Raw genomic sequence first — 12644 nt, forward strand, 5'->3', positions numbered from 1 at the left:
TACGTCTACCCAGCACCAACCAGGGAGGCGATGGAAATGGTTCGGACGAAGCTTTCACGGTTCTTCCCGGTCGCCGCGGCCTCGGCGGGTGTCCTCGCGCTGGCGGCCTGCGGAGGCGGCGGCAGCACGCCCGCGGCGAGCACGTCGACGCCGTCGACCACGGCGTCCCCCACCACCACGACGGCCACCACGGTCGCGAGCGCCAGCACGGCGGCGCCGGCCACCCAGGCGACCGCGCAGCCCGCGGGCAACGGGCTCTGCAAGGCGGGCGACGTCAAGCTCGCGCTCGGCCAGGGCGACGCCGGTGCCGGGTCGGTGTACCGGCCGCTGCTCATCACCAACACGAGCGCGAAGCCGTGCACCGTCCAGGGCTTCCCCGGGGTGTCCTATGTGGCCGGTTCGGACGGGCACCAGGTCGGCAAGGACGCCTTCCGCGAAGGCACCAAGGGCAACGCGGTCAAGCTGAACCCCGGCCAGACCGCGGCCGCCGACATCCAGTTCGTCAACGTGCACAACTTCGACCCGGCCGTCTGCCAGCCGACGCCGGTCAAGGGCCTGCGCATCTACCTGCCGCAGGAGACCGCGTCGAACTTCGTGCCCGCCGACGGCACCGGCTGCGCGAGCACCAAGATCCCGGGCAACCAGCTGGCCGTGAAGACGGTTCACCCCGCCTAAATGCGGCCGCAGATCTCCTTCGCTTCGGTGAGGTGCCGCTGGCCCGAGATGTCGTTGAAGTGCAGGCTGAGCACCATCCGGCTGACGCCGTCGATGTGGTCGGCCAGCGGCTGGTAGTTGGCGTTCACCTGCGCGGCGGCCGCCGACAGGGCGCGCGCCGCCGTCATCCGCTGCAGCCGTTCCGCGCTGAGGGCGGGCGTCAGCGACGGCTGCGCGTCCCGGCTCGTGTCGGGCAGCTCGCCCACCCGGTCGAGCGCCTGGCACGCCGCGACGGCGTCTTCGAGTGCGCCCGCGTGCACCCCCGACAGGCCCCAGAGAAGGCCGAGCACGCTCGCGCCCAGCACGAACCCGGCGACCGCGCTCAGCACGAGCGGACGGCGTGACGGCCCCGCCGTCTCTCCGCGGTCGACCGAAGACTCCTCGTAGTCGGGCTCGGCGTCGGTGCCGGTGCCCGGGTCCACGGTGCGCATAGCCGCCTCCTCACCACCTGGGTGAGGAGCTATTTCAGCTCACATTCCCGGATCCTGGTGCAGCAGCGCCGCGGCTGAGTCCGATTTGTCATCGAGCGGGAACCGCCGCAGTGCCGCGAACGCGCACGCGGCGATCGCCAGCATCGCCACGCCGGACACCGCGAACGTCCGCGCGGCCGTGCCGAGCGCCTCGGTCAGCACGCCGCCGAGGAGCGCGCCCAGCGGGATCGCGCCCCAGACGACCGTGCGCCACACCCCGAGCACCCGGCCCAGCAGCTCGCCGGGCACCAGCGTGTGCCGGGCCGTCGCGAGGACGACGTTCACCGCGACGACCGCCGCCGCGAACAGGCCGAACAGGGCCGCGCCCGCCACCGGCGAGCGCACCAGGCCCATGCCGCCGAAGCCCGCGCCGCAGCAGACGATCCCGCCGACCACCAGCGCGCGCCGCCCGGCCGCGCGCACCAGGCGAGGCGCGACGCCCGCGCCGATCAGCCCGCCGATCCCGCCGACGAACGCGAAGAGCCCGAAGGTCGCTTCGGACAGGTGCAGGTCTTCCAGCGCGTACAGCACCAGCTGGGCCTGCGCCAGCTCGCTGACCAGGCTGAGCAGCCCGGCGACCACGACCAGCCGCAGCAGCAGCGTGTGCCCGCGCAGCCAGCGCAGGCCGTCGGCCAGCTCGGTGCGCAGCTTCGCCGGCCGGACAGCGCTTTCCGCCTGGCCCCGGTAGGTACCGGCCAGCCCGAGCAGCACCGCGGCCGCGATCGCGAACCCGGCGGAGTTGAGGATGAACGGGAAAGCGGCGAAGAGCGCGAACGTCATGCTGCCGACCGGGCCGCCGAGGAACGTCTGGCCGACGATCTCGCACGCCTGCAGCTTGCTGTTGGCCGCGTCGAGTGAGCCGTCGCCGACGACCGCCGGGATCAGCGCGTTCGCCGCGCTGTCGGCGATCGTTTCGGCCGTCCCGATGATCAGCGCGGTGAGGTAGACCAGCCAGATCGTCATGCCGCCGGTGGCGACCAGCACGGCCAGCACGCCGACCGCGGCGGCGCGGGCGGTGTTCGCGACGATCATCGCCCGCCGCCGGTCGATCCGGTCGACCAGTGCGCCGGCGACCGCCGCGAACAGCAGCCAGGGCAGGAACTGCGTGGCCGACAGCCCGGCGATCAGCACCGGATCGCGGGTCAGCGTCGTCGCCAGCAGCGGCAGGGCCACCTTGCCGATGCCGTCCCCCAGGTGGGACGCCGCACTCGACGTCAGCAGCCACCCGAGTCTTCGGCCGCCGTTCCGGGTTCCGTCCACTGTGCCTCCCCGCACGAATCGAAGTCACCCTGCGACTTTGGGTCACCAGGATAACGGCGGTGCTGGCGCGGCGTGGTCACGTTGTCACTACTCGTGAATACCGTGACCGTTCGACGGAATCAGTGCGGAAAGCGGCGGAAGATCTTGGCGGGGCAGGGAAATCCGCGCGGCCCTAACCCCAGCCGAGTTCGTGGAGCCGGGCGTCGTCGATGCCGAAGTGGTGGCCCAGCTCGTGCACGACGGTGATCAGGACCTCCTCGACGACCTCGTCCTCGTCCTCGCACATGGCGAGGATCGGCTGCCGGTAGATCGAGATCCGGTCGGGCAGCACCCCGCCGTAGGACGACGTCCGCTCGGTCAGCGCGATCCCGTGGTAGAGCCCGAGGATGTCCGGTGCCTCGTCGTTGAACTCCTCGACCAGCACGACGACGTTGTCCATCGCCCGCGCGAACTCGGGCGGCACCTCGTCGAGGGCTTCCGAGACCAGTTCCTCGAACCGCTCCCGGCTCATCTCGACCGGCATCAGCCGTTCTTCTTCGACGTCGGGGGAGCCGCGGAGCCGGTGGCCGGGCCGCCGCCCCCGTCCGACGGCGGGCCGCCGTCCTGCGGCTGGCCGCCGTCGGCGCCTGCCGGGGCGGCCTTGATGCTGCCGGTCACCGCCTGCAGGCCGCTCCGGTCGGGCAGCGCCGCCGCCACCTTGCAGTTGACCTTCGTCGAGCCGGCGTCCCAGCTCTCCTGCTCCCGCAGGTCCCAGGTCAGGGTCAGCTTCTTCGCGTCGAGGTCGGCGCCGCCGGTGTAGTCGCCCGCGGCCTTGGTGCACTCGGTGTCGAGCCAGGCCTTCTGGTCGTCCTGCTTCGGGTAGCCGTCCTTGAACTTCGTCTTGAGGTCGAGGGTGGCCACGATCTCGTAGGAGTGCGGCTGGGCGCAGTCGACCGGGTCGCCGACGCCCTTGCCGAGCAGCGCCAGGCAGGTGCCCGGCTCGAAGACCGGCGACTGGTCCTGCTCCTTCGCCGGGCCGGTCGTCGGCAGCAGCTTGCCGCCCGGGCCCGCCCACTGCAGGCCGCAGCGCAGCTGGCGGTCGCCGTCCTCCCACTGCGACGGCGTCGGGCGCAGCAGGTTCGTCGTCAGCTTCCCGTACGGGTCGAGGTTGTGCCCGAGGTAGGGCTTCACGTCGGAGGTGCACTTCTGCTGCGCGATCTGCTGCCACTGCTCCAGCGACGGCACCGGCGCGCCCGCCGGGAACTGCGCGCCGATGTCCACCAGCGCGGTCACCTCGAACAGGTGCGGCTGGGTGCAGGCCACCTTCCGCGCGTCGCTCGCGTCCGGGTTGTCCCAGGTCAGGCAGCTGCCGGGCGGTGAGTGGAACGCCTCTTCGGCGGCCGCGGACAGCTTGCCGGCGCCCCCGCCGGACCCGCCGGCGACGCCGTCGCTCCACGAGAAGACGACGCTGAGCGCGAGCGCGATGAGCGCACCCGCGAAGATCCCGCCCATCACGACGCGGGTGTGCAGCGTCTGCGTGGCGGTGGGGAACCGATCGGCGCTGGGAGACATCGCAGTCCATGATGCCCGCGTCGCGCGCGACGTGCGCGGTCCGGGTGGTTAGGGTGGTCACGGTTTCGCGGTGGCCGGTGATTACGGAGCGCACATGACGCAGGACAACAATACTGGGGACCAGCCGCCCCCCGAGCCGCCGAAGCGCGGCTCGATGAGGTTCCAGGACTCGAACACCCGGCCCCGGCAGCCCTCGATCGCCGAGCAGCGCGCCCGTCAGCAGGCGCTCGCCCAGCAGGAACGCGACGAGGAACTGGCCCGCCAGTCCGACGCGAAGGCGGCGACGCGGCGCAAGATCCTCATCGGCAGCGGTGTCACGGTCGGGCTGGTCGGCCTGGTCGCGACGTTCTACACCGTGGCGAAGCCGACCAACGTCACCGCCGTCTGCACCGACGCGAACGGCGTCGTCCAGAACGACGACTACTGCGACGAGTCGTACGTGAGCAGCCACCACGGCTACCACAGCGGCGGCTTCTGGTTCATCCCGATCCCGGGCGGCGGCTACAACAGCTACCGCTACAACTACGGCGGCACCGGCGTCATCGGCCAGCGCGTGTCCGGCGGTTCCTACGACCCGCCGTCGGCACGCACCAACGTCACCACGAAGACCGGCAAGTCCGTCCAGCGCGGCGGGTTCGGCATCAGCGGCAAGAGCAGCGGCAGCGGCGGCAGCGGCAAGAGCGGGGGATCGTAGGTGTACCGGGACCGGCGGGAGCCGCGGCGCGACTGGCAGCGGATCGTCGAAGAGCAGGGACTCGTCTACGGCACGCCGGCCCGCGACAGCAGCGGCCGGGTGCGGCCGTACTGGGACGAGTCGGTGCACTACGTCTTCGACATGGACGAGGTCCTGTCGCTGGAGGCCGACGTCGAGCTGCTCCACTCGATGTGCCTGGAAGCGGTCGACAACGTCGTGACGACCGAGGGCTACCAGCGGTTCGGCATCCCCGAGTGGGTGTGGCCGCACATCGCCGAGTCGTGGAAGCGGCAGGACCCGCACGTCTACGGCCGGTTCGACCTGCGCTACGACGGCAAGTCGCCGGCGAAGCTGCTGGAGTACAACGCGGACACGCCCACCACGCTGCTCGAGGCGTCGCTGCTGCAGTGGTACTGGAAGACCGACGTCTTCCCGGACGACGACCAGTGGAACTCGGTCCACGAGAAGCTCGTCGAGCGCTGGGGGCAGCTGCGGGACAAGCTGCCGTCGAACGAGCTGCACTTCACCTGGTCCGCGGCCGACCCGACGGGCGAGGACAACGTCACCACGGCGTACCTGCAGGAGACCGCGGCCGAGGCCGGGCTCGACACGGTCGGCCTGGCGATCGAGGAGATCGGCTGGGACCCGGTGCTCAAGCGGTTCGTCGACCTCGAAGAGGCGCAGATGGCGACCGTGCTGAAGCTGTACCCGTGGGAGTGGGTGGTCGACGAGGAGTTCGGCCGCCACGCCGTCGAGTCGCTGCCGCGGACGCTGTGGATCGAGCCGCTGTGGAAGATGCTGCTCTCCAACAAGACGCTGCTGGCGATCCTGTGGGAGAACTACCCGGGCCACCCGAACCTGCTGCCGGCGTTCGCCGACGACCCCGGCATCCTCACCGAGTACGTCCGCAAGCCGAAGCTGGGCCGCGAGGGCGCGAACGTCCAGATCGTGGCGACCGGCTACGAGACCCAGACCGACGGCGTGTACGGCGCCGAAGGCTTCGTCTACCAGGCGTTCGACCCGCTGCCGGAGTTCGACGGCTACCGGCCGGCGCTGGGCGCGTGGATCGTCGGCGACAGCGCCGCGGGCCTGGGCATCCGCGAGACGGGCGGCCTGGTCACCGACGACGGTGCGGCGTTCGTCCCCCACCGCATCCCCGAGCCGTGATAGAACACCCCATCGCTGACCTTTTGGGAGAAAACTCGTGACCTCGACGCTTGCGCTGTCCGAGACGTTCGGCTCCGACCTCGTGCGGGGGATCGGCGCGATCCTGCTGTACGGCGTCGTCGGCCTGCTGCTGATGTTCGCCGGCTTCTACGCGATCGACTGGACCACGCCCGGCAAGCTGTCGAAGCTGGTGCACGCGGGCCTGCCGAACGCCGTGATCGTGACGGCGTCGGGAATGCTCTCGATGGCGTTCATCGTGGTGGTGGCGATCTTCAACTCGGCGAGCGACCTCACCGAGGGCCTGATCACGTCCCTGGTGTACGGCCTGCTGGGCATCATCGTCCAGGTGGTCGCGGTCCGGCTCCTGGAGTGGGCCACCCGCATCGACGTGGCCTCGACGATCGAGAGCGAGAAGTTCGCCCCGGTGAGCATCGTGGTGGCGGCGGCGCACCTCGGCCTCGGTCTCGTGGTGGCGGTCGGCATTTCCTGAGCGTGGCCACGCTGGTCCGTTCGCACTAGCGTGGAGTCCGTGCGCCTGCTGAGGACACCGGACGACCGGTTCACGGACCTGCCCGCCTTCGACTTCGAGCCGCGTTACGCCGAGCTGACCGACCAGCACGGCGGCGTGATCAGAGTGGGGTACGTGGAGGCGGGCCCATCGGACGGCCCGGTGGTGCTGCTGCTGCACGGCGAGCCGAGCTGGTCGTACCTGTACCGGAAGATGCTCCCGGTCCTGGCTGCGGCGGGGCTGCGCGCGATCGCCCCGGACCTGGTCGGCTTCGGCCGGTCCGACAAGCCGGCCAACGTCGCCGACCACACGTATGCCCGGCACGTGGAGTGGATGCGCACGTTCGCGTTCGACGCGCTGGACCTACGTGAGGTGACGCTCGTCGGCCAGGACTGGGGCGGGCTGATCGGCCTCCGGCTCGTCGCGGCGGAGCCGTCCCGGTTCTCGGGCGTCGTGGCTTCGAACACGGGCCTGCCGACGGGCGACGTCGACATGCCGCCGGTGTGGCATGCGTTCCGCGAGGCCGTGGAGAAGGCCCCGGTGCTGGACATCGGCCGGTTCGTGCAGTCGGGCTGCCGGTCTTCCCTGCCGGACGAAGTGCGGGCGGCGTACGACGCACCGTTCCCGAACGAGATGTACAAGGCCGGGCCACGGGCAATGCCTTCGCTGGTGCCGTATACGCCGGACAACCCGGAATCCCAGGCGAACCGGGACGCGTGGAAGACGTTGACGGAGCTGGAAATCCCCTTCCTGGTGGCATTTTCCGACGGCGACCCGATCACCGGCGGAATGGCCCCGGTGCTGCAGCGGGCGATGAGGGGTGCGCAGGGGCGCGAGCATCCGGTGATCGCGGGGGCAGGGCACTTCCTGCAGGAAGACGCCGGCGAGGAGCTGGCCGAGCACGTCGCCCGGTTCGTACGGGGCTGACGGGAAGGCGACTGTGATCTCGCCAGACCTCCCCCGCCCCTCCTCCCAAGCCGCTTTTCAGTCGACGGTCAGGTTTGTCAAGGCACGCTTTCCCGCCTTGACAAACCTGAGCGGCGACTGACACTCCTAGCGGAGGGGCGGGGGAGGTCACGCTCTGCCGCGGCAGAGGTGGTTGCTGAAAAAAACATGTCCTCGCCGGACGGGCAGGCTCCGGGATGACCGCCTTGTTCGTCTTCTTCTCGCCTTTTCGTTGGGTTCGCTGTCCGGTCATCCCGTCGCCTGGACGAGGCCTATCACTTTGAGCCAGGCCCGCAAGCTTTGTGCTCTTGTCCTGGCTTGGTGCTTTGGTTGCGGGCCTGGCTCAAAGTGATTTGACGGCCTCAGGCGACGGGATGACCGGACAGCTCTTTGGGATTGGTCCCTATGACAGCGCTGCGTGCGTTGCCGCCAGTGCGTCCACCAGGATTTCCAGGCCCTCCTGGGCTTCCTCTTCCGTCAGGGTCATCGGGGGGCCCAGGCGCAGCACGTTGCTGTGCAGGCCGCCCTTGCCGATCAGGAGCCCGCGCTTCTTCGTCTCCTCCAGCATTCGGGCCGCGGCCTTGGGGTTCGGCTCCGTCGTGCCCGGCTTGATCAGCTCCACGCCGATCATCAGGCCCTTGCCGCGCACCTCCGCCACGATGGGGCTCTCGTATGCGCGCAACCCCGTCAGCAGCTGCTCGCCACGGGCCGCGCAGTTGGCCTGGAGGTCGTGGTCCTTGATGTAGTCCAGGACCGCCGTTGCTCCCGTCATCGCCACCGGGTTGCCGCCGAACGTCGAGAACGACTGGGCCTCGAAGCAGTCCAGGACGTCGCCGCGGGCCACCACTCCGCCCACTGCCAGGCCGTTGCCCAGGCCCTTGGCGAACGTCATCATGTCCGGGGTCACGCCGTGGGACTCGATGCCCCAGAAGTGCTCGCCCGTGCGGCCCCAGCCCGTCTGGACCTCGTCCGAGACGAACAGCACCCCGTATTCGTCCAGGACCTCCTTCATCGCCCGGAACAGGCCGTCCGGGGGGAGGCTGAAGCCGCCAACGCCCTGGATCGGCTCGGCGATCAGGCAGGCCACGTCGCCTGCCGTCGCCGTTTCCAGGATGTCCACCAGGTCCGCCACGCACGCCTTGATGTAGTCCGCGTCCGAAAGGTCGCGGAACGGGCTGCGGTACCGGTAGCCGCCGTGGACGTAGCTGACCTTCACCGGGCTCAGGGACGAGGCCGACCAGCCTCGGTTGCCCGTGATCGCCACCGTTCCGAACGAGCGGCCGTGGTAGGAGTTGCGCATGGCCAGTACCTGGTTGCTGCGGCGGTACTGCGTGGCCAGCATCAGGGCCGTGTCGTTGGCCTCGCTGCCCGAGTTCGTGAAGAACACCTTCGCGTCCGGGATGCCCGACAGCTTCGCGATGCGCTCGGCCAGCTCGACCTGGGAACGGATCAGATACAACGTCGAGGTGTGCAGGATGCCCGTGTCGAGCTGCTTGCGGATCGCGTCGCCGATCTCGGCGACGTCGTAGCCCATCGAGTTCGTCAGCACGCCGGCGAAGAAGTCGAGGTACGTGCGGCCCTGCGAGTCCGTCATGCGGCGGTCGTGGGCGTGCACGATCTCGATCGGCTCTTCGTAGAGCAAGGACATCCAGCTCGGCATCACTGCGCGGTGGCGCGCCAGCAGCTCGTCGGTCATTCAGACGCCTCCTCTGCGGTCTCCAAGGAGTATGGGGAGGCCGTGAACAGCGCTTCAACGATCAGACTGTCGGGACAACCGAGTAGGAGCGCACAGTCTGTACGGACTACCCTCTGTCTTCGTGATTGACCCCAGGACTCTGCGCGAAGACCCGGAAGCCGTGCGCGCGTCGCAGCGCGCCCGTGGTGAAGACGAGGGAGTGGTCGACAAGCTGCTCTCCCTCGACTCCCGGCGCCGGTCTTCGATCGCGGCCGCCGACAAGCTGCGCAACGAGCAGAAAGTGCTGGGCAAGCAGATTCCGAAGGCGCCGCCGGAGGAGAAGCAGCAGCTGCTGGCCACGGCCAAGGAGCTGGCCGCGCAGGTCAAGGCGGCCGAGGCGGAGCAGCACACCGCGTCGGAGGAGTTCGACCAGCTCTTCCGCACCCTGCCGAACCTCGTGCACCCGGACGCGCCGGTCGGCGGTGAGGACGACTACGCCGTCCTCAAGCACGTCGGCGAGCCCACGAAGTTCGGCTTCACCCCGCGTGATCACCTCGAACTGCTCGAAGGCCTCGGCGGCGTCGACATGGAACGCGGCGCGAAGGTGTCCGGCTCGCGGTTCTACTTCCTCACCGGCATCGGCGCGCAGCTGCAGCTCGGCCTGCTCAACATGGCCATCGCGCAGGCGCTGGAGAACGGCTTCACGCCGATGATCACGCCGTCGCTGGTCCGCCCCGAGGTCATGGCGGGCACCGGCTTCCTCGGCTCGCACTCCAGCGAGATCTACCACCTCGAAGAGGACGACCTGTACCTCGTCGGGACGTCGGAGGTGCCGCTGGCCGGGTTCCACTCCGACGAGATCCTCGACCTCACCGAGGCGAAGCGGTACGCGGGCTGGTCGTCCTGCTACCGGCGCGAGGCAGGCTCGTACGGCAAGGACACCCGCGGCATCATCCGCGTCCACCAGTTCGACAAGGTGGAGATGTTCGTCTACGCCAAGCCGGAGGACGCCGAGGCGGAGCACGCCAAGCTGCTCGGCTGGGAAGAGCAGATGCTCGCCAAGATCGAGGTGCCCTACCGGGTGATCGACACCGCCACCGGCGACCTCGGCACGTCCGCGCACCGCAAGTTCGACTGCGAGGCGTGGATCCCGACCCAGGACACCTACCGCGAGCTGACCTCGACGTCCAACTGCACGACGTTCCAGGCGCGCCGCCTGGCGATCCGCTACCGCGACGAGAACGGCAAGCCGCAGATCGCCGCGACCCTCAACGGCACGCTGGCCACCACCCGGTGGATCGTCGCGATCGTCGAGAACCACCAGCAGGAGGACGGCTCGGTCCGCGTGCCGGAGGCGCTGCGCCCGTTCGTCGGCGGCAAGGACGTCCTCACCCCTCGCTGAATCGGGCGGATCCCCGGTGACCTCCCGTTCGTCCCAGTAAGGTCCGGGCCGAACGGGAGGACGCACATGCGCATGAAGTGGCAGGCCGCGGCGGCCGTCGCGGCGGTGGCCGTGGTGACCGGCTGCACGGTGACGGTCGGTGGCTCGGCGTCGCCGGTACCCGGCCAGGGCCCGGTGGCCAAGGCCGCCGACCCCTGCTCGCTGCTGAGCCCCGAGCAGGCCGACGCCCTCGGCTTCAAGACCCCCGGCCGGGCGACGAAGGAGGACAAGGAGCGCCTCCAGCCGCCGATGTGCCTGTGGAGCACGAAGGACGACGTCGACCCGTCGGCCGTGATGAACGTCGGCGTCGCGACGGACATGGACTTCAACGAGTACCTGGCCGGCGCCGTCCCGAAGTCCAAGCCGGAGCAGATCGGCGGCTTCAGCTGGACGCAGTACGCGTCGATCATGCCCGACGACTGCTCCTACTACGCCGTGCTGAACGACCGGTCGTTCGCCTTCGTCGGCGTCTCGGCGGGCAAGCTCGAACAGTCGTGCGCGCTGGCCAAGCTGGCCATCCCGCAGGCCGCGGCGCACCTGCCGGGCGGGCGGGAAGCGCCGCCGATCACGCCGACGACCTCGGCGAAGCCGGAGCCGGGCGGCCCGCTGCTGTCGGCCGACCCGTGCGCGATGCTCAAGCCCGACCAGGTCGCCCGGCTGAAGAACATCTCGCCGACGGGCGAGAAGGACAACTCCTCCTCGGTCCCCAACGCCACTTACTGCCTGTGGGACGACACCGACGGCGACGACGGCCAGAAGGCGTTCGAAGTCTGGTTCGGCCCCAGCACACCGGTGACCGAGTGGCCCGGCGCGAAGGACGTCACCCCGGCCGAGACCGTCGACGTAGGCGGCCGCAAGTGGGGTCTGTTCCCGAACATGGGCGGCCTGCGGGTCACCTGCGGGGCGACGCTGGCGATCACCGAGACGTCGTCGGTGCAGGTGGTCAGCGGGTTCATCGGCGACGACAGCAAAACCTGCGACCTGGTCCGGCAGGGCCTGCCGCTGGTGACGGCGAACCTGCCGGGCTAGTCCTTCGCGACCCGGTCGGCGATGTGGCGCGCGATCTCCAGCGCGCTCGTCGCGGCCGGGGAGGGCGCGTTGAGGACGTGCACCTGGTCGCGCGCGGTCTCGATGAGGAAGTCGTCGACGAGTGAGCCGTCGCGGCGCATCGCCTGGGCGCGGACGCCGGAGCCGTGGCGGACGATGTCGTCCTCGGTGACGGCCGGGACGAGCCGGGCGAGGCTGGCGGCGAACCGCTTCTTCGACAGCGACCGCCGGACCTCGTCGAGGCCGGTCGGGAACGCGTACCGGCGCGCGAGCCGCCAGACGCCGGGGAAGGCCGCGACCTCGGCGACGTCCTTCGCGGAGAAGTCGCCCCAGCGGTAGCCCTCGCGGCGCAGTGCCAGCACCGCGTTCGGGCCCGCGTGGACGCTGCCGTCGAGCATCCGCGTGAGGTGCACGCCGAGGAACGGCAGTGTCGGGTCGGGCACCGGGTAGATCAGGCCGCGGACCAGGTGCCGGCGGTCCGGCTTCAGTTCGTAGTACTCGCCGCGGAACGGCACGATCTTCGCCGACGGGGTCAGCCCGGCCAGCCGCGCGACCCGGTCGGAGTGCAGGCCTGCGCAGTTCACCAGCGCGTCGGCGGTGACGACGTCGTCGCCGGTGGCGACCTCGACCCCGCCGGTGCGCCCGGGGCGGATGGCCAGCGCGGGACTGTTCAGCCGCAGGTCGGCGCCGGTCTCGTCGAGCAGCCGGACCAGCGCGTGGCACACGGCGGGGAAGTCGATGATCCCGGTCGACTCGACCCGCAGCGCGGCGACGCAGGACACCTCGGGCTCGTACTCGCGGGCTTCGGCGGGCGAGATCTTCTTCGCCGGGACGCCGTTGGCTTCGGCCCGCTCGGCGAGCGTGTTCAGCCCGGGGAGTTCGTGTTCTCCGGTCGCGACGACGAGCTTCCCGCACACCTCGACGGGCACGCCGTACTGGCGTGCGAAGTCCACGATGGACCGGTTGCCCGCAACGGACATCTGCGCCTTGAAGGAACCGGGCTTGTAGTAGAGCCCGGCGTGCACGACGTTCGAGTTGTGCCCGGTCTGGTGCGCCGCCCAGCGGGATTCCTTCTCCAGGACGGTGACGTCCAGCCCTCGCCTGGTCAGCTCCCAGGCCACGGCCAGACCGACGATCCCGCCCCCGACGACTACCACGTTGCGCACGATCGA

Annotated in this window: 13 protein-coding genes; 7 read left to right on the forward strand and 6 right to left on the reverse strand. The window is 70.2% G+C overall.

Annotated elements, in window-relative coordinates; all coding sequences use genetic code 11:
- The first annotated feature begins 30 nt into the window (after window positions 1-30).
- Entirely contained in the window at window positions 31-675 is a 645-nt protein-coding gene (locus ABJI51_RS20445) for a DUF4232 domain-containing protein (protein ID WP_348952690.1), read from the forward strand.
- Here ABJI51_RS20445 and ABJI51_RS20450 read toward each other — a convergent pair.
- From ABJI51_RS20450 to ABJI51_RS20465, 4 genes are all read right to left on the reverse strand, one after another.
- A complete protein-coding gene (locus tag ABJI51_RS20450; RefSeq protein ID WP_348952691.1) occupies window positions 672-1145 on the reverse strand; it encodes a hypothetical protein in 474 nt (157 codons plus the stop codon). The two genes, ABJI51_RS20445 and ABJI51_RS20450, sit on opposite strands and share 4 nt — an antisense overlap.
- Before the next feature lie 39 nt (window positions 1146-1184).
- The gene (locus tag ABJI51_RS20455; RefSeq protein WP_348952692.1) at window positions 1185-2444 is read right to left on the reverse strand and encodes an MFS transporter; all 1260 of its coding nucleotides are present in this window, start codon (window positions 2442-2444) and stop codon (window positions 1185-1187) included.
- Window positions 2445-2616: 172 nt separating this feature from the next.
- Window positions 2617-2967, reverse strand: a complete 351-nt coding sequence (locus ABJI51_RS20460; RefSeq protein ID WP_020642760.1) for a metallopeptidase family protein — start codon at window positions 2965-2967, stop codon at window positions 2617-2619.
- Window positions 2967-3995 (reverse strand): septum formation family protein, encoded by a 1029-nt coding sequence (locus ABJI51_RS20465; protein WP_348952694.1) that lies wholly within the window; start codon window positions 3993-3995, stop codon window positions 2967-2969. Before ABJI51_RS20465 ends, ABJI51_RS20460 begins: the two co-directional genes overlap by 1 nt.
- 94 nt (window positions 3996-4089) lie before the next feature.
- Here ABJI51_RS20465 and ABJI51_RS20470 point away from each other — a divergent pair, with 94 nt between their 5' ends.
- The 4 genes from ABJI51_RS20470 to ABJI51_RS20485 are packed head-to-tail and all read left to right on the forward strand — an operon-like array spanning window position 4090 to window position 7291.
- Window positions 4090-4689 carry a hypothetical protein gene (locus tag ABJI51_RS20470; protein WP_348952695.1) on the forward strand — a complete coding sequence of 200 codons (600 nt, stop codon included), beginning with the start codon at window positions 4090-4092 and terminating at the stop codon, window positions 4687-4689.
- Window positions 4690-5856, forward strand: a complete 1167-nt coding sequence (locus ABJI51_RS20475) for a glutathionylspermidine synthase family protein (protein WP_348952696.1) — start codon at window positions 4690-4692, stop codon at window positions 5854-5856.
- Between the two features lie 37 nt (window positions 5857-5893).
- Entirely contained in the window at window positions 5894-6346 is a 453-nt protein-coding gene (locus ABJI51_RS20480; protein ID WP_348952698.1) for a DUF350 domain-containing protein, read from the forward strand.
- Between the two features lie 39 nt (window positions 6347-6385).
- Window positions 6386-7291: a haloalkane dehalogenase gene (locus ABJI51_RS20485; protein ID WP_348952700.1), complete on the forward strand. Its 906-nt coding sequence runs from the start codon at window positions 6386-6388 to the stop codon at window positions 7289-7291.
- A gap of 421 nt (window positions 7292-7712) precedes the next feature.
- On the opposite strand, the gene ABJI51_RS20490 is transcribed toward ABJI51_RS20485, so the two are convergent.
- Window positions 7713-9005, reverse strand: a complete 1293-nt coding sequence (locus tag ABJI51_RS20490; protein ID WP_348952701.1) for an aspartate aminotransferase family protein — start codon at window positions 9003-9005, stop codon at window positions 7713-7715.
- Between the two features lie 121 nt (window positions 9006-9126).
- On the opposite strand from ABJI51_RS20490, the gene serS reads away from it, so the two are divergent.
- Both serS and ABJI51_RS20500 read left to right on the forward strand, forming a co-directional pair.
- Window positions 9127-10386 carry a serine--tRNA ligase gene (gene serS, locus ABJI51_RS20495; RefSeq protein ID WP_348952703.1) on the forward strand — a complete coding sequence of 420 codons (1260 nt, stop codon included), beginning with the start codon at window positions 9127-9129 and terminating at the stop codon, window positions 10384-10386.
- A 66-nt stretch (window positions 10387-10452) separates the two neighbouring features.
- Window positions 10453-11454: a DUF3558 family protein gene (locus ABJI51_RS20500; RefSeq protein WP_348952704.1), complete on the forward strand. Its 1002-nt coding sequence runs from the start codon at window positions 10453-10455 to the stop codon at window positions 11452-11454.
- Here ABJI51_RS20500 and lhgO read toward each other — a convergent pair.
- Window positions 11451-12638, reverse strand: a complete 1188-nt coding sequence (lhgO, locus tag ABJI51_RS20505) for an L-2-hydroxyglutarate oxidase (RefSeq protein WP_348952705.1) — start codon at window positions 12636-12638, stop codon at window positions 11451-11453. The two genes, ABJI51_RS20500 and lhgO, sit on opposite strands and share 4 nt — an antisense overlap.
- Window positions 12639-12644 lie beyond the last annotated feature (6 nt).

It is taken from the genome of Amycolatopsis melonis (genome assembly GCF_040064235.1).
In the GTDB taxonomy this organism is placed as follows: domain Bacteria; phylum Actinomycetota; class Actinomycetes; order Mycobacteriales; family Pseudonocardiaceae; genus Amycolatopsis; species Amycolatopsis melonis.

Excerpts from the sequence above, each read along its gene's own strand:
- ABJI51_RS20445 (WP_348952690.1), top strand. The coding sequence starts at position 31 with ATGGAAATGGTTCGGACGAAGCTTTCACGGTTCTTCCCGGTCGCCGCG.
- ABJI51_RS20450 (WP_348952691.1), bottom strand. The coding sequence starts at position 1,145 with ATGCGCACCGTGGACCCGGGCACCGGCACCGACGCCGAGCCCGACTAC.
- ABJI51_RS20460 (WP_020642760.1), bottom strand. The coding sequence starts at position 2,967 with ATGCCGGTCGAGATGAGCCGGGAGCGGTTCGAGGAACTGGTCTCGGAA.
- ABJI51_RS20465 (WP_348952694.1), bottom strand. The coding sequence starts at position 3,995 with ATGTCTCCCAGCGCCGATCGGTTCCCCACCGCCACGCAGACGCTGCAC.
- ABJI51_RS20470 (WP_348952695.1), top strand. The coding sequence starts at position 4,090 with ATGACGCAGGACAACAATACTGGGGACCAGCCGCCCCCCGAGCCGCCG.
- ABJI51_RS20490 (WP_348952701.1), bottom strand. The coding sequence starts at position 9,005 with ATGACCGACGAGCTGCTGGCGCGCCACCGCGCAGTGATGCCGAGCTGG.
- ABJI51_RS20500 (WP_348952704.1), top strand. The coding sequence starts at position 10,453 with ATGCGCATGAAGTGGCAGGCCGCGGCGGCCGTCGCGGCGGTGGCCGTG.